The 17167-nt window shown below is 66.3% G+C and carries 15 protein-coding genes and 2 tRNA genes; 5 read left to right on the forward strand and 12 right to left on the reverse strand.

Features of this window, described 5'->3' with window-relative positions; all coding sequences use genetic code 11:
- Positions 1-7: 7 nt before the first annotated feature.
- From SPHPHY_RS0113550 to lon, 4 genes are all read right to left on the reverse strand, one after another.
- On the reverse strand, positions 8-1663 hold the full coding sequence (locus tag SPHPHY_RS0113550; RefSeq protein ID WP_022687227.1) for a hypothetical protein: 1656 nt from the start codon (positions 1661-1663) through the stop codon (positions 8-10).
- Between the two features lie 233 nt (positions 1664-1896).
- Positions 1897-1971, reverse strand: a tRNA-Val gene (locus SPHPHY_RS0113555).
- A 61-nt stretch (positions 1972-2032) separates the two neighbouring features.
- Entirely contained in the window at positions 2033-2305 is a 273-nt protein-coding gene (locus tag SPHPHY_RS0113560) for an HU family DNA-binding protein (protein WP_022687228.1), read from the reverse strand.
- A 162-nt stretch (positions 2306-2467) separates the two neighbouring features.
- Positions 2468-4864 carry an endopeptidase La gene (gene lon / locus SPHPHY_RS0113565; protein ID WP_022687229.1) on the reverse strand — a complete coding sequence of 799 codons (2397 nt, stop codon included), beginning with the start codon at positions 4862-4864 and terminating at the stop codon, positions 2468-2470.
- Between the two features lie 73 nt (positions 4865-4937).
- Between lon and SPHPHY_RS0113570 the strand changes: the two genes are divergently transcribed.
- A complete protein-coding gene (locus SPHPHY_RS0113570; protein WP_043131221.1) occupies positions 4938-6623 on the forward strand; it encodes a M1 family metallopeptidase in 1686 nt (561 codons plus the stop codon).
- Complete coding sequence (locus SPHPHY_RS0113575) at positions 6593-6838, forward strand: hypothetical protein (protein WP_028056906.1); 246 nt, start codon at positions 6593-6595, stop codon at positions 6836-6838. The genes SPHPHY_RS0113570 and SPHPHY_RS0113575 overlap by 31 nt, the downstream gene beginning before the upstream one ends.
- A 4-nt stretch (positions 6839-6842) precedes the next feature.
- Here SPHPHY_RS0113575 and SPHPHY_RS0113580 read toward each other — a convergent pair whose 3' ends face one another.
- The 6 genes from SPHPHY_RS0113580 to SPHPHY_RS0113605 form a co-directional block, all read right to left on the reverse strand.
- Positions 6843-7964, reverse strand: coding sequence for a calcium:proton antiporter (locus SPHPHY_RS0113580; RefSeq protein ID WP_051148321.1), 1122 nt, complete (start codon positions 7962-7964; stop codon positions 6843-6845).
- A 159-nt stretch (positions 7965-8123) separates the two neighbouring features.
- Complete coding sequence (gene clpX, locus SPHPHY_RS0113585) at positions 8124-9392, reverse strand: ATP-dependent Clp protease ATP-binding subunit ClpX (RefSeq protein WP_022687233.1); 1269 nt, start codon at positions 9390-9392, stop codon at positions 8124-8126.
- Between the two features lie 266 nt (positions 9393-9658).
- Positions 9659-10348: an ATP-dependent Clp endopeptidase proteolytic subunit ClpP gene (gene clpP, locus SPHPHY_RS0113590; protein ID WP_022687234.1), complete on the reverse strand. Its 690-nt coding sequence runs from the start codon at positions 10346-10348 to the stop codon at positions 9659-9661.
- Between the two features lie 229 nt (positions 10349-10577).
- A complete protein-coding gene (locus SPHPHY_RS0113595) occupies positions 10578-11513 on the reverse strand; it encodes a glycosyltransferase family 2 protein (RefSeq protein ID WP_022687235.1) in 936 nt (311 codons plus the stop codon).
- A 264-nt stretch (positions 11514-11777) separates the two neighbouring features.
- A complete protein-coding gene (tig, locus tag SPHPHY_RS0113600) occupies positions 11778-13466 on the reverse strand; it encodes a trigger factor (RefSeq protein ID WP_022687236.1) in 1689 nt (562 codons plus the stop codon).
- 57 nt (positions 13467-13523) lie between these two features.
- A tRNA-Leu gene (locus tag SPHPHY_RS0113605) sits at positions 13524-13608 on the reverse strand.
- 106 nt (positions 13609-13714) lie between these two features.
- Between SPHPHY_RS0113605 and SPHPHY_RS22310 the strand changes: the two genes are divergently transcribed.
- Both SPHPHY_RS22310 and SPHPHY_RS0113615 read left to right on the forward strand, forming a co-directional pair.
- Positions 13715-13879: a hypothetical protein gene (locus tag SPHPHY_RS22310; protein WP_022687237.1), complete on the forward strand. Its 165-nt coding sequence runs from the start codon at positions 13715-13717 to the stop codon at positions 13877-13879.
- Between the two features lie 11 nt (positions 13880-13890).
- Positions 13891-14091 carry a hypothetical protein gene (locus tag SPHPHY_RS0113615; protein WP_022687238.1) on the forward strand — a complete coding sequence of 67 codons (201 nt, stop codon included), beginning with the start codon at positions 13891-13893 and terminating at the stop codon, positions 14089-14091.
- Between the two features lie 14 nt (positions 14092-14105).
- Here the strand turns inward: SPHPHY_RS0113615 and SPHPHY_RS0113620 are convergent, their stop codons facing one another.
- Entirely contained in the window at positions 14106-14453 is a 348-nt protein-coding gene (locus SPHPHY_RS0113620) for a GFA family protein (RefSeq protein ID WP_231370422.1), read from the reverse strand.
- Between the two features lie 62 nt (positions 14454-14515).
- Positions 14516-16036: an Asp-tRNA(Asn)/Glu-tRNA(Gln) amidotransferase subunit GatB gene (gene gatB, locus SPHPHY_RS0113625; RefSeq protein WP_419554954.1), complete on the reverse strand. Its 1521-nt coding sequence runs from the start codon at positions 16034-16036 to the stop codon at positions 14516-14518.
- 69 nt (positions 16037-16105) lie between these two features.
- Here gatB and SPHPHY_RS0113630 point away from each other — a divergent pair, with 69 nt between their 5' ends.
- The gene (locus SPHPHY_RS0113630; protein ID WP_022687241.1) at positions 16106-17152 is read left to right on the forward strand and encodes a glycosyltransferase 61 family protein; all 1047 of its coding nucleotides are present in this window, start codon (positions 16106-16108) and stop codon (positions 17150-17152) included.
- Positions 17153-17167: the final 15 nt, after the last annotated feature.

Here is a 17167-nt window from a genome sequence, read left to right on the forward strand (position 1 = left end):
GCGCGCCTCAGCGGCCCTGGCACTGGAAGTAGATCGAGTTGAAGGTCGGCGGGCCAACGTCCTGCAGCGCGCTGTTCGCGGGGCGGATCGTCGTACGATCCGCACCGGTACCGGCACCTGCGATGATGTTGACGCAAGCCTGGTTCGCCGCGGTCTTTACGATGCCGTTCACGAAGGCGAAGTCCGCACCGCCGCGGAGACGGATCGCAGCCGGGGCGGACGCGGTCTGGACGAACGTGAAGTTGGCGTAGCGCCCGTATGTGCGCGGGAGCAGATCCTCTGCGCCGTTCGAGTCGATCTCGGTCGCGAACGAGTCTGCGGTCGAGCCACCGGCCTTCTGCGCGGCGATGATGAACTGCATGAACCCGCGCCAGCCGTTATCGACGTCAAAGCCGTCGTCATCCGCGCCGGTGACCACGAAATACCGCAGGTTGGTGGCGCCGCCGAAGATTTCGATGCCATCGTCGGCCGAGTTGTGGCTCTGCACATGGTCGATCGTGGTGCCCGAGCCCGTGCCGCCGAGCGTGAGACCCTGCAGCTCGTTGCCTTCGCTGATCGCGATACCGGTGTAGCGTATCTGGACGTACTGCATCGTACCCGAGCTGTCCGCAGCGTTGGTGCCGCCGTACTGGCGCCCGCTTACACCCTCGATCTGCTGCTGGCAGGGGGTGGTCGCACCCGTGGAAGCGCCGTCGGCGGTGTTGGGACCAGTGCCGGTGGCGCAGACCGCGGTCGGCGCGCGGCCGAGCAGGATCACACCGCCCCAAAGGCCCTGCGACGAGTCCGAGACGCCGTTGTTCACAAGATTCTGCTGGGCGGTGAAGATGATCGGCGCATCGGCGGTGCCGACCGCGTTGATCTTGCTGCCGCGATTGACGAGCACCACGTCGTTCGAGGTTTCCGTGGAGTCGGCGGCCAGCACGACGCCCGGCTGGATCGTCAGGGTCGCGTCGCTCGTGCCATCGACACCAACCTCGGTGAGGCCACGGAAGCGGTAGACCAGCCCCGGGATCTTCGCGAGTGTCAGGTCAGCGCTGATGACCGACGGCAGGCGACAATAGCGGAACGTCGCTGCGGTCGTGACGGCGCCCGCGCTGTTGCGCACTTCGTTCGTACCGTCGTCATTCAGCCCGGTCGGGCAAGAAGCGGCCGGAGTACCGGCGCCGATTGAAGGAACGGCGGTGCACGATCCGCTATTCAGGAACGTTGCGCTCGACGAATTGCAGGTCCAGCCGGAGAAAGCATTGTCGTTGGGACCGCTCAGCGCGCCAACGAAGCTCGTGTTCTGGATGAAGCCGGTGTTGCCCAGCACCGTCTGCGGGTTGCTGGCGGTGGTGAGCGAGGTGCCGTTCACCGGATAGACGCCGTTCAACGTCGTGCCGAAGCCGTTGAGATTGTTGTTCTGACCGGTGTTCACCAACGCGAGTTGCTCGTCGGCGGTGATCGTGACGCCGGACTGCGTCGTAGCCAGCGCAAACTGCGCCGCCGTAAGGGCGGTCGGCGTGGCAGTGCCGGTCGGGGTCGGGGTGGGTGCGGGCTGGTTGATCGTGATCGGAATGCTGCCCGCGCCCGGCGAAGCGACGTCGTCAGCACCGCATGACGCCAAGAGGAACGCGGCACTGGATGCCAGCAGAATTTGGCTGCGGCGGCTGAAGCTGACCATGACTCACTCCCTTGATTGATTTGGGCTCGATCCCCTGAGCCCCGAGACGAGTCGGGCACGACTGCCCGCTCGTTCCGTCCAGAGCGCGGCTAGGGACCGGGAGTGACAACTCCATGGAAGTTCGGAGACGCCGAGATGACACAGGTGTTGCGGTTCGATGACACCGTGCCGATGCGGGACAAACGAAAAGCCCCGCCGGTCTACGCGACTGGCGGGGCTTTTCGTTATCCGGATGGTGGGCGCGACAGGGATTGAACCTGTGACCCCACCCGTGTGAAGGGTGTGCTCTACCGCTGAGCTACGCGCCCATCCGATGGCGGAGCGGCGCATCTACGCAAGCGCTTCTGCCCTGTCCAGAGGGATTTCTCGTCAGTTCAGCGAATCCTTCAGGACCTTGCCGGCCTTGAACTTCGGCTGGCTCGACGCCTTGATCGTCATCGGTTCGCCGGTGCGCGGGTTGCGCCCGGTGGAGGCCTTGCGCTTGCTGACCGCGAAGGTGCCGAAACCGACCAGCCGCACCTCGTCGCCCTTCTTGAGGCATCCCGAAATCGTGTCGAACACCGCCTCTACCGCGCGGCTCGCCTCGTTCTTCCCCAGTCCGGCGGCTGTCGCGACCTGCGCGATCAGTTCCTGCTTGTTCATCCCGCAAAACCTCGTTTGGCTGTCGTTACGTCTAAGAAATGGATTCGCGGATGGAGACCCGCATCCGTCCAGTAAAGGCGTGACAGCGGCTGCAAGTCAAACGAAACCGCCGCACCGATGGGACGGTACGGCGGTGACAATCGGTTGAGTTGCTAGCCTAAATCAGTGGTGCAGTTCGCCGCCGACCGGCGTGATCGGTGCCGGCGGCAGCGCGGCGAGCTCGTCGGCCTCGGTCCAGTCGATCGCCTCCAGCGGCTCGACCAGCGCAAGCCGGAGCACCTCGTCGACATGCGCAACGGGTACGATCTTCAGCCCGTCGAGGATGTTCTGCGGGATCTCGGCCAGATCCTTCTCGTTCTCCTTCGGGATCAACACGGTCTCGATCCCGCCACGCAGCGCGGCGAGCAGCTTCTCCTTCAACCCGCCGATCGGCAGCACACGCCCGCGCAACGTCACCTCGCCGGTCATGGCGATCTCGCGACGTACCGGGACGCCGGTCAGCGTCGAGACGATCGCGGTGACGAGACCGATGCCCGCGGACGGCCCGTCCTTGGGCACCGCACCCTCGGGCAAATGGATGTGGATGTCCTTGCGGTGGAACAGGCTCGGCTTGATCCCGAACGACGGCGAGCGTGCCTGGACGAACGAATAGGCGGCCTGCACCGATTCCTTCATGACGTCGCCGAGCTTGCCCGTCACCTTCGCCTGCCCCTTGCCGGGCACCGTAACGCTCTCGATCGTCAGCAATTCACCGCCGACCTCGGTCCACGCCAGCCCGGTGACCGCGCCGATCTGATCCTCGGTTTCGGACAGGCCGTGGCGGTACTTCTGCACACCCGCGAACTCGCCGAGATTGTCGGGCGTGATCGTCACGCTCTCCGCCTTGCCCTCGAGAATGCGGCGCAGCGCCTTGCGGCACAACTTCGCCACTTCGCGCTCCAGCGTCCGCACGCCGGCCTCGCGCGTGTAGCGCTGGATCAGCGCCCGCAGCCCATCGTTGGTAAGCGTGAACTCACCATCCTTAAGGCCATGCGCCTCGATCTGCTTGGCGATAAGATGCCGTTCGGCGATCTCGACCTTCTCGTCCTCGGTATAGCCCTCCAGCCGGATGATCTCCATGCGATCGAGCAGCGGCTGCGGCAGGTTCAGCGTGTTGGCGGTGCACACGAACATCACGTCGGACAGATCGATGTCGATCTCGAGATAATGGTCGTTGAACTTCGCATTCTGCTCCGGATCGAGCACCTCGAGCAACGCCGAGGCCGGATCGCCGCGGAAATCTTGGCCGAGCTTGTCGATTTCGTCGAGCAGGAACAGCGGGTTGCTGGCACCTGCCTTCTTCAGGTTCGTCACGACCTTGCCCGGCAACGAGCCGATATAGGTGCGACGATGGCCGCGGATCTCGGCCTCGTCACGCACGCCGCCCAGCGACTGGCGGATGAACTCGCGCCCGGTCGCCTTCGCGATCGACTTGCCGAGCGACGTCTTGCCGACGCCCGGCGGCCCGACGAGGCACAGGATCGGCCCCTTCAGCTTGTTGGTGCGCGCCTGCACGGCGAGATATTCGACGATCCGGTCCTTGACCTTCTCCAGCGCGTAATGATCCTCGTTCAGGATCGCTTCCGCGGCGGCGATGTCCTTCTTGATCTTGCTCTTCTTGCCCCACGGCAGCCCAAGCAGCACATCGAGATAGTTGCGCACCACCGTTGCCTCGGCGCTCATCGGCGCCATGGTCTTGAGCTTCTTCAGCTCGGCGGTCGCCTTGGTGCGCGCTTCCTTCGACAGCTTCAGCGTGGCGATCTTCTGGGTCAGCTCGGCGAGTTCGTCGCCCTCGCCTTCCTCACCCTCGTTGCCCAGCTCGCGCTGGATCGCCTTCAACTGCTCGTTGAGGTAATATTCGCGCTGCGTCTTCTCCATCTGGCGCTTGACGCGGCTCTTGATCTTCTTCTCGACCTGCAGGACGCCGAGCTCGCCTTCCATCAGCGCATAAGCCATCTCGAGCCGCTTGAGCGGATCGGATTCCATCAGAAGCGCCTGCTTTTCTGCCACCTTCACCTGGATGTTGCCGGCGACCGTATCGGACAGCCGGCCCGATTCCTCGATCTCGCCGAGCTGTGCGGCGAGCTCCGCGGGCAGCTTGCGGTTGAGCTTGGCATAATTCTCGAACTGATCGACCACCGAACGCATCAGCGCCGCCGCCTCCGGCCCTTCGACCTCGGCGTCGGCGACCGCCTCGACCGTGGCGGTCAGATAATCGCCCTCCTCCACCAGCGTCTCGAGCGTCGCGCGGCCCTTGCCCTCGACCAAGACGCGCACCGTGCCGTCCGGCAGCTTCAGCAGCTGAAGCACCGTGGCGGTGACGCCCATCGTGTACAGGTCGTCGCGCGCAGGATCATCCTCGGCCGGATCTAGCTGCGCGACGAGGAATATCTCCTTGTCGGCGGCCATCGCGGCTTCCAGCGCAGCGACCGACTTGTCGCGTCCGACGAACAACGGCACGATCATGTGCGGAAAGACGACGATGTCGCGAAGCGGCAGAACGGGGAAAGTGGACGTCATGAAAACTCCGGAGCCGCCCATCGGGGGCGACCATCGACGTCTATATGGTGCATTGAGCCGCAGCATCAACTTCATGCTGGCGCTCGCCGTCCCGGCGTCGATCAACGCGGCGCAACTGCCCGCCAAGGGCGAACCGCCGATCAGCGCGCAGACGCAGCTATCGGGCGGCGTGCGTCCCGCAGGGCAGGCCGATCTGGCGCTGCGATCCGCCGATCTGTCGTTCGCGCCCGATCCGGCTACTCGGCGCATGACGGCGCGGGCGACGCTGGTGCTGGAGGCGAGACGCGACGTCGCGGCGCTGACGCTCGATCTCGATTCGAACTATGCGGTGCGTTCGCTGACGCTGGACGGCGCCGCGGTCCGGTTCGAGCGACCGGACGGACGGATCGTGGTGTCGCGGGCGCTCGCCGCGGGGAAACGCGCCACGCTCGCGATCGCTTATGACGGCACGCCGCACGTCGCGGTCAACGCGCCCTGGGACGACGGCATGGTGTGGTCGACCACGCGCGACGGTCGCCCGTGGATCGCGAGCACCACCGAAGGTTATGGCTGCGACCTGCTGTGGCCGTGCCTGGATTTTCCTACCGGCGAGCCGGAGGTGGCGACATTGCACATCACCGCGCCGGCGGGATTGCAGGCGCCGTCGAACGGGCGGCTGCTCGGCGTCGACACCCTGCCGGACGGGCGCACCGTCTGGAACTGGCAGGCGCGCCACCCCAATACCTATGCGATCGCGATCAACATCGGGCCGTACGAAGTGATCGAGGGCGCGTACCAGAGCCGCTTCGGGAACACGATCCCGCTCCGTTACTGGCACTTGCCGGGCGAGAGCGAGAAGGCCCGCGCGCTGTTCGACGAGTTCGCGCCGACCCTCGACTTCTTCGAACGCGTGATCGGCCCCTACCCGTTCGGCGACGAGAAGCTCGGCGTGGTCGAGACGCCGCACAAGGGCATGGAGCACCAGACGATCAACGCCTATGGCAACGGTTACGCCAAGGCGCCCGAGGGCTTCGACTGGCTCTTCCACCACGAGTTCAGCCACGAATGGTTCGCCAATCAGCTGACGGCCGCGAATTGGGACGATTACTGGCTGCATGAGGGCTTCGGCAGCTACATGCAGCCGCTGTACGGACAGTGGCGCGAGGGCGACGCGCGCTATGCAGTGATGATGGAGGCGCAGCGCAACCAGATCGCCAACCGCGCCGCGATCGTCCGCGACCGCGTGCTGACCGAGGAAGAAGTGTACGAACCCGCGAAGGGCGGTGCCGGCACGGACATCTATTACAAGGGTTCGTGGACGCTCCACACGCTGCGCTGGCTGGTCGGCGACCAGGTGTTCTTCGACTCGGTACGGCGGCTCGTCTATGGCCGGCGCGATCCCGCACCCGGTAACTTCCGCCCCCGCTACGGCTCGACCGCCGAATTCCAGACGATCGTCCGCGCGGAGAGCGGCCGCGATCTTTCGTGGTTCTTCGACACCTATCTGCGCGACCGTGCGTTGCCAGAACTGACGATGACGCGCGACGGCGACACGCTGCGGCTGCGCTGGATGACGGAAGGCAAGCGCGCGTTCCCGATGCCGGTGGAGCTAAAGATCGACGATGCGATCCGGCGGGTCGAGCTGCCCGAGGGCACCGCGTCGATCACCGTGCCGGCAAGTTCGCACGTGGTGGTCGATCCGGCGGCGCGCATCCTGCGCCGTTCGGCAGCGGTGGAGGAATACCAGGCATGGCAGAGGGAACAGCGCACGCGCCAGTGATCCCGCGGATCGCTGAGATGGCGGCGATCTTCATGATCGGCGACGGACTGCTCGGGTTGACGCAGCCGCAGCGCCACACCGGCTTGTGGCAGGAAAACGCGCTCGGCGCCGAAGTGACGGTGCGGCCGTTCGTCGGCCGACCGGGGCGGCGGCGGCTCTACGCGCTGGCGCAGATCGCCGCCGGGCTGGCATTGGCGGCGCGGCAGCGCGGATGACCGATCACGGCACCACCGTCGTGAAGAGATAGACCGCGAAGATCACCAGGTGCACCGCGCCCTGCAACACCGTGGTGCGGCCGGTGCCGAGCGAGATCGTGGCGATGAACAGCGACAGCGCGAGCAGGATGATCTTCATCGCGCTGAGCCCGAGCGCCAGCGGCAGGTCGAGCACCAGGCTGACGATCGCTACAGCCGGGATCGTCAGCCCGATCGTCGCCAGCGCCGAGCCGAGCGCGAGATTGAGGCTGGTCTGGATCCGGTTGCGTGCGGCGGCGCGATACGCCGCCAAACTCTCCGGCGCGAGCACCAGAGCGGCGATCACCACCCCGACGACGGCGAGCGGCAGGCCTGCGCCGAGCACCGCTTCCTCGACCGTCTGCGACAATGCCTTGGCCAGCAGCACGACCGCAACCAGCGCGACCAGCAAGGTGGAGAATGCCGCGATCGTCGTCTGCCGCGACGGGATCGCGACATGGGCGTCGTCGCCGGCCTCCTCGGGCATGAAATATTCACGGTGGCGCAGCGTCTGCACCATCACGAACATACCGTAGAGGAACAGGCTGACCACCGCGACCAGCACCAGTTGCGAGGTGGCGTAATACGGGCCGGGCGTGGTCAGCGTGTAGTTGGGCAGCACCAGCGTCAGCACCGCCAGTGCCGCAAGCGTGCACAAGGCGGCGCTGACCCCGCGCAACGTGAAGCGCTGCTCGCCGTGCCGCACGCCGCCGACCAGCAGGCAGAGTCCGATGATGCCGTTGAGGATGATCATGATCGCGGCGAACACCGTATCGCGCGCCAGCGCCGAGGCATCACCGGCATCGGACAGCATCAGCGAGACGATCAGCGACACCTCGATCACGGTGACCGCGATCGCGAGCACCAGCGTGCCGAACGGTTCGCCGACGCGGTGCGCGACGACTTCGGCGTGATGGACAGCCGCCAGCACGCAACCAAAAAGCACGATCGTCGCGCCGATCGTTCCCGCCGCCCCGTAAGAATAAAGCGACAGGAGTACCGTCACCATGCCCAGCGCCGGCATCGCCAGCGTCCACAACGGCAGGTCGAGCCGGTGGAGCAGCGAACGGCGCACATCGGCGGGTGGCAAGGCGTCTCGGGTGGTCATGCGGCTGGCGGGGCTCCCTTTCCCAACCAATGCATGAGGACCGGACACGATCCGTGCCCGTAACGATGGCCTGTATCCGGCCACCCGCGCCCGTCACGAAAAAGGCGGGTGCGAAGCCTTTTGCCTCGCACCCGCCCCGATCCTCACGTCACCCGCGGGTCAGGCGACCTCGCCGGCCTTCTTGCTCTTCTCGGCATAGACACGCACCGGGTCCTTGCGGCCCTCGACTACGTCCTTGTCGATCATCACTTCGTCGACGGAGTCCATTCCGGGCAGGTCGAACATCGTGTCGAGCAGGATTGCCTCCAAGATCGAGCGCAGCCCGCGCGCCCCGGTCTTGCGCTCAATCGCCTTCTTGGCGACCGTGGTCAGCGCGTCGTCGGTGAAGCCGAGCTTGACCTCCTCCATCTCGAACAACTTCTGATACTGTTTGACCAGCGCGTTCTTCGGCTCGGACAGGATCTTCACCAGCGCCGGGATATCGAGATCCTCGAGCGTCGCGATCACCGGCAAACGGCCGACGAACTCGGGGATGAGCCCGAACTTCAGCAGATCCTCCGGCTCCGTCTGGCGCAGCACCTCACCCGTGCGACGCTCCTCCGGAGTCGCGACATAGGCGCCGAAGCCGATCGACTTGCCCTGCAGGCGGTCGCCGATGATCTTCTCCAGCCCGCTGAACGCGCCGCCGCAGATGAACAGGATGTTCGTCGTATCGACCTGCAGGAACTCCTGCTGCGGATGCTTGCGCCCGCCCTGCGGCGGAACGCTGGCGGTGGTGCCTTCCATCAGCTTGAGCAGCGCCTGCTGCACGCCCTCGCCGGAGACGTCGCGGGTGATCGACGGATTCTCCGCCTTGCGGCTGATCTTGTCGATCTCGTCGATGTAGACGATGCCGCGCTGCGCCCGCTCGACGTTGTAATCCGACGCCTGGAGCAGCTTGAGGATGATGTTCTCGACGTCCTCGCCGACATAGCCGGCCTCGGTCAGCGTCGTGGCGTCCGCCATCGTGAACGGCACGTCCAGGATACGCGCCAGCGTTTGCGCCAGCAACGTCTTGCCGCAGCCGGTTGGCCCGACGAGCAGGATGTTGCTCTTCGCCAGCTCGACGTCTGCGCCCTTCGCGCCGTGGTTCAGCCGCTTGTAGTGATTGTGCACCGCCACCGACAGCACGCGCTTGGCCTGCTTCTGCCCGATGACGTAGTCGTCGAGCACGTCGCAGATCTCCTGCGGAGTCGGCACGCCGCCGTCCTTCTTCGCGACCAGCGCCGACTTCGTCTCCTCGCGGATGATGTCGTTGCACAGTTCGACACATTCGTCGCAGATGAAGACGGTCGGACCGGCGATCAGCTTGCGCACTTCGTGCTGCGACTTACCGCAGAACGAGCAATAGAGGGTGCTCTTGCTATCGCCACCACTAAGTTTCGTCATTCAGTCCATCCTTCGTCGCAGGCCGTTCGACCCGCCCTGTGCGCGGCGCAAGCTAACGCACCGTCCCTTAAGCAACAACGTACAAAGCGCCGTTCGTCGTCGCGCGGGCGCATAATCACCTCGCACCGCCTTCCCGTGACATATCGAGCCTCGGGCCACCTGCTTCAAGAGCCGCACGCCCGCGGTCCGGTGTGATGCCGCTAACGGAAAAGGGATAAGGTTGGGTAGCGCGGCGCGCGTCATCGACACGCGCGCCGCGCGAGGCATTACGCGGTGGTCGCGCTGTCGTCGGCCGGCTGCGGCCGCTTGTCGAACACCTCGTCGATCAGGCCGAATTCCTTCGCCTCCTCGGTGGACAGGAACTTGTCGCGGTCCATCGCGCGCTCGATCTCCTCGAGCGAGCGGCCGGTGTACTTGGCATAGAGCTCGTTCAGGCGATGCCGGATACGCAGGATTTCCTTGGCCTGGATCTCGATGTCGCTCGCCATGCCCTGCGCGCCGCCCGACGGCTGGTGGATCATGATCCGCGCATTGGTGAGCGCGACGCGCATGCCCGGCTCGCCCGCCGCCAGCAGGAAGCTGCCCATCGACGCCGCCTGCCCGATGCAGACCGTGCCGACGCGCGGCCGGATATATTGCATCGTGTCGTGGATCGCCATGCCCGCCGTGACGACACCGCCCGGCGAGTTGATGTACATGTAGATGTCCTTCTTCGGATTTTCCGACTCGAGGAACAGCAGCTGCGCGGTGATGAGGCTGGCCATGCCGTCCTCGACCCCGCCGGTCACGAACACGATCCGTTCGCGCAACAGGCGCGAGAAGATGTCGAACGAGCGCTCGCCGCGGTTCGACTGCTCGATCACGATCGGCACCAATCCGGCCTGCGTCTGCTGCATACCGAGCCCGGCGCTGGCCAGCTTGCCCGCGAAATCGCCGGTGTCGAACGGATTGTGCATGGAAAACTCTCTTTTCGCGCTTTCGGAAGACCCGCAACATCGGTGCTTCCGCGAAACGGTTCAAGCCCCTTCGCCGCGCTGCGGCGGTGGCGCGCACAAGTTGACGGGCCTGATGCCACCTCGGCGCAGCGGGCGCGCGCCCCCGGATAACGACGGCTAGGCCCCATGCCGCAGGGCGTGCCGGGCCGCTGCCGCCACGCTAATCCATTATGGCCGCTGCCGAACGGCCTCAGCGGGGCGCGGGATACGCCAGATACGCGAGCCGCCGGACTTCGCGGCGTCCGCGCACGACGGTGTCGAGAATCAGCCCCGCGAAAATGCACAATGCAGCGAGGATCACCAGCCCGGTCACGAGGATCGCGGTGGGCACGCGCGGCACGAGCCCGGTTTGCATGTACGTCATCACCAGCGGCACGGCGAGAATCACCGCGAGCACGGCCAGGAGCCCGCCGACCGCGCCGAAGAACCACAAGGGCCGTTCGATGCGATAGAGCGTGGCGATGGTGCCCACGATCCGCCAGCCATCGCGATACGTGCTCAGCTTGGACTCAGACCCTTCCGGACGGGCGGAATACGGCGTCTCGATCTCGCCGACCGGCATCTTGAGCTCCAGCGCATGGACGCTGATTTCGGTTTCGATCTCGAACCCGACCGACAGCACCGGGAAGCTTTTGACGAAGCGGCGCGAGAAGACGCGATAGCCGGTCAGGATGTCGCTGAAGCTACGCCCGAACAACCGGGTGAGCATGCCCGTGAGCAGCGCATTGCCCAGGCGGTGCCCGCGGCGATAGGCGGCGACCGCTTCTCCGATGCGACAGCCAACCACCATATCGAGCTGTTCGTCACGCATCCGCGCCACCATCGCGGGCGCGGCGCTGGCGTCATAGGTCGCATCACCATCCGCCATGACATAGATGTCGGCGTCGATGTCGGCGAACATGCGGCGCACCACTGCACCCTTGCCCTGAATGCGTTCGGTGCGGACCACCGCCCCGGCGGCGCGTGCCACCGCGACGGTGCGGTCGCGACTGTTGTTATCGTAGACGTAGACGGTCGCCTCCGGCAGCGCCGCGCGGAACGCCGCCACGGTCTGCGCGATCGCGGCCTCCTCGTTATAGCACGGCAGCAGCACGGCGACCGAAGGCCGGGTAGCGATCTCAACCATCTTGACCTTCCTTGCCGGCTTCGAATGCCCGCCGCGTCGCTCTTATGGGGTGGGTGCGGCAAAATCGAGGGAGCGTTGCGGGCCTGGGATTGCGGGTGTTCGCGCTCGGACAGGCGGGCAACCTTGTTCGATCACCGTTGACGAAGGTGACATCGGCCGTGCGCCGAACGCGAAGACGCCGCCGGCGGGATTCTGGCCCCGCCGGCGGCGTCCGATCCTCCATCGCAGCGGCGGTCGCGTGACGCCCGCGCGCCGCTCACGGCATCAGGCGGCGGGCTTCTTCGCGCGCGGCTTCTTCGCGGGTGCCGCGTCGGCCGCCTGCGTGCCCTCGGCAGCTTCCGCTGCCTCCGGCGACCCCTCGACGATCTGCGTCTCGGCCTCGACCGGCGCTGCGGCCTTCTTGGCGCGCGGCTTCTTGACGGGGGTCGGCTCGGCCTCGCCCTCGGTCGCTACTTCGTCCGCTTCGCTCACCGCGGCCGGCTTCTTGGCCGCTCCCTTCTTGGCGGGCTTGGCATCGGCCGCTTCGTCGCTGCCCTCCGCAGCCGGATCGGCCTTCTTCTTGGCGCGCGCCTGCTTCGGCTTGTGGTTGTCATGATCGTGGCTGTGCGTGCCGGTCGCGAAACCGTCCTCGCTCTCGATCGCGGCTTCCAGCTCTTCCTTGGTCGTCTCGCGGTCGGTGACCTCGGCCTTGTCGAACAGAAAGTCGACGACCTTGTCCTCGTACAGCGGCGCACGCAGCTGCGCGGCAGCCATCGGGTCCTGCTGCACGTACTGCATGAAGCGCTGGCGATCCTCCGGACCGTATTGCTGCGCCGCCTGCATCAGCAGACGCTGCATTTCGGCCTGCGTCACCTCGATGCCGTTGGCCTGGCCGATCTCACTCAGCAGCAGGCCCAGGCGCACGCGGCGCTCGGCGATCTTGCGGTAATCGTCGCGCTCCTTCTCCATCTCGTCGAGCGCGGCCTGCGGATCGGGCTCGTGCGTCGCTTCGTGCTGGAGCTGCTGCCAGATCTGGTTGAACTCGGCCTCGACCATCGACGGCGGCACTTCGAAGTCATGCCCCTCGGCAAGCTGGTCGAGCAGCTTGCGCTTCATGTAGGTGCGCGTGAGGCCGTTGTTCTCCTGCTCGAACTGACCCTTCACGAGCCCGGTGAGCTGCTCCAGGCTTTCCAGCCCGAGGCTCTTGGCCATCTCGTCGTCGATCTGGCTCTCGCCTGCGGTCTGTACCGACTTGATCGTCAGGTCGAACGTCGCGTCCTGCCCGGCCAGTTCCTTGGCGCCGTAATCGTCGGGGAAGCTGACCTTGATCTGGCGCTCCTCGCCGGCCTTCGCGCCGACGACCTGCTCCTCGAAGCCCGGGATCAGGCGACCCGCGCCGATCTCGACTGCCATGTCGGTGCCGGTGCCGCCATCGAATGCAACGCCGTCCATGGTCTTGCCGACGAAGTCCATGACGACCTGGTCACCGGTCTCGGCGGTCTTGTCGCCGGCGTCTTCCCAACGCTTCGCGCCGTCCGCGAAGCGCTTCAGCTGCTCCTCGATCGCCGCTTCGTCGACCGGTACGGTCAGCCGCTCCAGCTTCAGCCCCTCGATCGCCGGTGCCGGCACCTGCGGCAGCACTTCCAGCTCGATCTTCAGCTCGGCGTCCTTGCCGGACTCATAGCCGTCGGCCAGCTCGACCGTCGGCTGCATCGCCGGGCGCAGCTGCTTCTCGGCGATCAGCGCCTGGATGCCCTCCTGGATCGAGGTGTTCAGCGCGTCCTGCTCGATCGCGGGGCCGTGCATCTTCTTGACCAGGTTGGTCGGCACCTTGCCGGGGCGGAAGCCGGGCATCTTGATCTGCGGTGCGACGCGCTTCAGCTCCGCATCGACCCGCTTGGCGATATCGCCGGCGGGGATGGTCAGGGTGTAGGCGCGCTTCAGGCCCTCGTTCAGTGTCTCGACAGTCTGCATTGGCCGCTTTCGTGAGAAGAATTTTGTGAGTGGTGGCCACCCCGCTGACGCGGGGACTGGTGCGGGCGAAGGGAATCGAACCCCCACATCTTGCGATACCAGAACCTAAATCTGGCGCGTCTACCAGTTCCGCCACGCCCGCTAGTCGGACACCGCCGGTCGGCGGCATCTATACCGCGTTGCGCGATGGGGCAAGCGGGCAACCCGCGCTTCGGCCACGCGTTGATGGCGAGAAGGAGAAAAATCCCATGGCGACCAACCCCGGAGACATTCCCGCCGACGTGCCGCAGCCGACCCAGCCGGTCACGCCCGACGCGCCGCCGCCCGAAATCTCGCCCCCCGGCCCCGATATCGACGTCCCCGCCCCGGGCATGCCGTCCAGCGACCCCGCCCCCGCGAACCCGAGCTTCTGAAAGGCGCATCCATGACCGACAAGACGATCGACCCGATTCCGAATCGCGACGACGAGCGCTCCGACATCCAGCAGGCCGTTGAAGCGCGCAGCGATGCCGTAGCGCGCGGCGAAGGCGGCGAGGAACCCGCCCGTTTCACCGACAGCGGCGAGTTCGACGGTAACAGCGGCACCGGCGGCGAGGTGAAGAACCAGGATCTGACGCAGCAATAAGCGGCGCGACGGCATTAGTCCTGATGAATGATGCCGTCGCCCTCGATCCTAAGCCACGGCTGCTTCTCGCCTTCAAATACCGAAATGGTCAGTGCGGGGAGCGGTTCGTCGCCCGTGTCGTCCGCGAAGGCGCCGAGCGGAACGGCGACGAGTTCCTCAACACCCTCATTCACATAGGCGATCGTTCCGCCACAGCCGACGCACCACCGATACCACGCCTTGCGGCCGCTATCCGCAAGACGCTCCCACACACGAAATTGGCCGTCGATCGAGACGTTCTCAATCGGGAAGCGCGCCTGCGCCGAAAATGGCCCGCCCGTACGACGCTGACAGGCGCGGCAGTGGCAGATCGACACGCGCACCGGCTGTTCGACACCGGTAGCGGTCAGTTGACCGCACCGGCACCGGGCCACCCGCCTGACCGTCACCCCAGCGCCTTCTTCAGCAGGTCGTTGACCACCGCGGGATTGGCCTTGCCCGCCATGGCCTTCATCGTCTGGCCGACGAAGAAGCCGAACAACGCCACCTTGCCGCCGCGATATTGCTCGAGCTGGCCGGGGTTCTTCGCAAGCACATCGGCGATCACCGCCTCGATCGCGCCGGTGTCGCTGGTCTGTTTCAGCCCGCGTTCCTCGACGATCTTGCCGGGCGCTTCGCCGGTTTCCAGCATCGCCTCGAACACCTGCTTGGCGAGGCTGCCGCTGAGCGTGCCGTCGGCGACCAGGGCGAGCAGTTCCGCGGCCTGACCCGGCGTGACCGGGCTCTGCGCGATGTCCTTGCCGAGTCTGTTCAGCGCGCCGAACAGCTCGCTCGTGACCCAGTTCGCCGCCGCGACCGGCTTGGCACCGGCCTCCAGCAGCGCGTCGAACCAGCGCGCGCTCTCGACCTCGGCGGTCAGCACCTCGGCATTGTAGGCCGTGATGCCGAGCGCCTCGTAGCGCGCGCGCTTGGCGCCCGGAAGTTCCGGCAGCGAGGCGCGGCATTCGTCGAGGAACGCGTCGTCGAGTTCGAGCGGCAGCAGGTCCGGATCGGGGAAGTAGCGGTAGTCGTGCGCATCTTCCTTGGAGCGCATCGACCGCGTGGTGCCGCTGTCGGGATTGAACAGCCGCGTTTCCTGGACGATCGTCCCGCCATTCTCGATGACCTCGACCTGGCGCACCGCCTCATGCTCGATCGCCTGCATGACGAACCGGATCGAGTTGACGTTCTTGGTCTCGGTACGGGTACCGAATTCGTCGCCGGGCTTGCGCACCGACACGTTGACGTCGGCCCGCATCGAGCCCTGGTCCATGTTGCCGTCGCACGATCCGACATAGCGCAGGATCGAGCGCAGCTTGGTCAGATACGCGCCCGCGTCCGCCGGCGACCGCATATCGGGGCGGCTGACGATCTCCATCAGCGCGACGCCCGAACGGTTGAGGTCGACGTAGGAGCGGGTCGGATGCTGGTCGTGCATCAGCTTGCCGGCGTCCTGCTCGACGTGGATGCGCTCCACACCGATCGTCTTCGTCGCGCCATCGACCTCGATCTCGACCGCGCCCTCACCGACCAGCGGGTGGTAGAGCTGCGAAATCTGATAGCCCTGCGGCAGATCGGCGTAGAAATAATTCTTGCGATCGAACCGCGACCATTTGTTGATCTGGGCATCGATCGCCATGCCGGTGCGCACCGCCTGCCGGATGCACTCGCGGTTCGGGACCGGGAGCATGCCCGGCATCGCGGCGTCGACGAGCGACACCTGGCTGTTCGGCTCCGCCCCGAACGTGGTCGCGGCGCCGGAAAACAATTTGGCGTTGCTGGTCACCTGGGCATGAACCTCCAGCCCGATCACGACTTCCCAGTCGCCGGTGGCACCCTTCACTTTGTACGCGCTCGCGGTCACCGCTTCCGCTCCTTGCTGCAAGCCCGCCGCTCTAGTCAGCGTGCCGCGCTCTGGCAACGGCATGGTTCCGGCTTGACTCGCGCCGGGGGCTCCGGTCCTTGCGCATGCGGGGAAGCGAGGGGAAGCGCCACGATGTTCAGCCTTCAACCGATCACGTCGCGGATCGCGCAGCGCTTCGCCGGCAAGAGGTTCGATCGCGATGCGGAGACCGTCGAGATCGACCCGGCCGGGCGCGTCGCGCGGGCGCCGGCGCTGTTCCTGCCGGACGAGCTCGATCGGGTGGCGGGGCATCATCCCGGCGTGTCGGCGCACGACGATCTCGAACGCCTGCTGCACACCGACCGCGTCGAGCCGGCGACCACCGCGCGAATCGTTCGCGACGTGATGATCGCGGACGGAACGCTGATGCGTCGCGCCGGGATCGAGGTGCTGCGCGACGGCCCGAAGCGAAAGGTGCTGCGCGGATCGATGCCGGTGATCGCCGAGGCGATGCTGTGCACCGACTGGGTGATCGAGCGCTACTTCGGGCATTGGGTGGCGGACGGCTGGTCGCGCGAGCAACTGGCGATCGATCGCGGGCTGGTGCCCGGCGTCTTCGACCCGGCGCTCTTCGCACATGGCGCGCAATACCGGCCGCTGCTCGAGCTGGCCGCGGTTTCGCTGGCCGATACGCTCGTGCGGCGGCTGTGGCTGGTGGACGACCGCGGCTACAATCCGGCGCGAATGGAGCGCTTCCGACGCGTGCGCGCGCGCCTGCGCCGCGCGGTAAGCGGCGGCGGACCGCAGCGGGTGTTCATTCGCCGCGGCGGCCGGGCGGCCGGGCGTCACCTGCTCAACGAAGTCGACGTGATCGACACGCTGGCCACGCGCGGCTTCACGATCATCGCGCCGGAGGAGATGACCGCGCAGGCGGTGGCGACGGCGTTGCGCGATACGCGACTGGTGATCGGGGTCGAGGGGTCGGCGCTTTCGCACGCCAATGCAATACTGGGCGACGGCGCGTGCGTGTTCGCGATCCAGTCACCGACGTCGTTCAACTCCGTCCACCGGCTCGCCACAGCTGACGCGGGGCTGCGCTTCGCCTTCTCGGTCGGCGACGCACGGGAAGGCGAGGCATTCACCATGCCGATAGAGCGCCTGTCGCGCGCGATCGACATGGTGGAGGAAACGCTCCGCTAGGCAGCGGGATCGCGG

The organism is Sphingomonas phyllosphaerae 5.2 (assembly GCF_000419605.1).
In the GTDB taxonomy this organism is placed as follows: Bacteria; Pseudomonadota; Alphaproteobacteria; order Sphingomonadales; family Sphingomonadaceae; genus Sphingomonas; species Sphingomonas phyllosphaerae_B.

Coding starts and splice junctions, on each gene's coding strand:
- SPHPHY_RS0113550 (WP_022687227.1), bottom strand. CDS start 1,663: ATGGTCAGCTTCAGCCGCCGCAGCCAAATTCTGCTGGCATCCAGTGCC.
- SPHPHY_RS0113560 (WP_022687228.1), bottom strand. CDS start 2,305: ATGAACAAGCAGGAACTGATCGCGCAGGTCGCGACAGCCGCCGGACTG.
- lon (WP_022687229.1), bottom strand. CDS start 4,864: ATGACGTCCACTTTCCCCGTTCTGCCGCTTCGCGACATCGTCGTCTTT.
- SPHPHY_RS0113570 (WP_043131221.1), top strand. CDS start 4,938: ATGCTGGCGCTCGCCGTCCCGGCGTCGATCAACGCGGCGCAACTGCCC.
- SPHPHY_RS0113575 (WP_028056906.1), top strand. CDS start 6,593: ATGGCAGAGGGAACAGCGCACGCGCCAGTGATCCCGCGGATCGCTGAG.
- SPHPHY_RS0113580 (WP_051148321.1), bottom strand. CDS start 7,964: ATGACCACCCGAGACGCCTTGCCACCCGCCGATGTGCGCCGTTCGCTG.
- clpX (WP_022687233.1), bottom strand. CDS start 9,392: ATGACGAAACTTAGTGGTGGCGATAGCAAGAGCACCCTCTATTGCTCG.
- clpP (WP_022687234.1), bottom strand. CDS start 10,348: ATGCACAATCCGTTCGACACCGGCGATTTCGCGGGCAAGCTGGCCAGC.
- SPHPHY_RS0113595 (WP_022687235.1), bottom strand. CDS start 11,513: ATGGTTGAGATCGCTACCCGGCCTTCGGTCGCCGTGCTGCTGCCGTGC.
- tig (WP_022687236.1), bottom strand. CDS start 13,466: ATGCAGACTGTCGAGACACTGAACGAGGGCCTGAAGCGCGCCTACACC.
- SPHPHY_RS22310 (WP_022687237.1), top strand. CDS start 13,715: ATGGCGACCAACCCCGGAGACATTCCCGCCGACGTGCCGCAGCCGACC.
- SPHPHY_RS0113615 (WP_022687238.1), top strand. CDS start 13,891: ATGACCGACAAGACGATCGACCCGATTCCGAATCGCGACGACGAGCGC.
- gatB (WP_419554954.1), bottom strand. CDS start 16,036: ATGCCGTTGCCAGAGCGCGGCACGCTGACTAGAGCGGCGGGCTTGCAG.
- SPHPHY_RS0113630 (WP_022687241.1), top strand. CDS start 16,106: ATGTTCAGCCTTCAACCGATCACGTCGCGGATCGCGCAGCGCTTCGCC.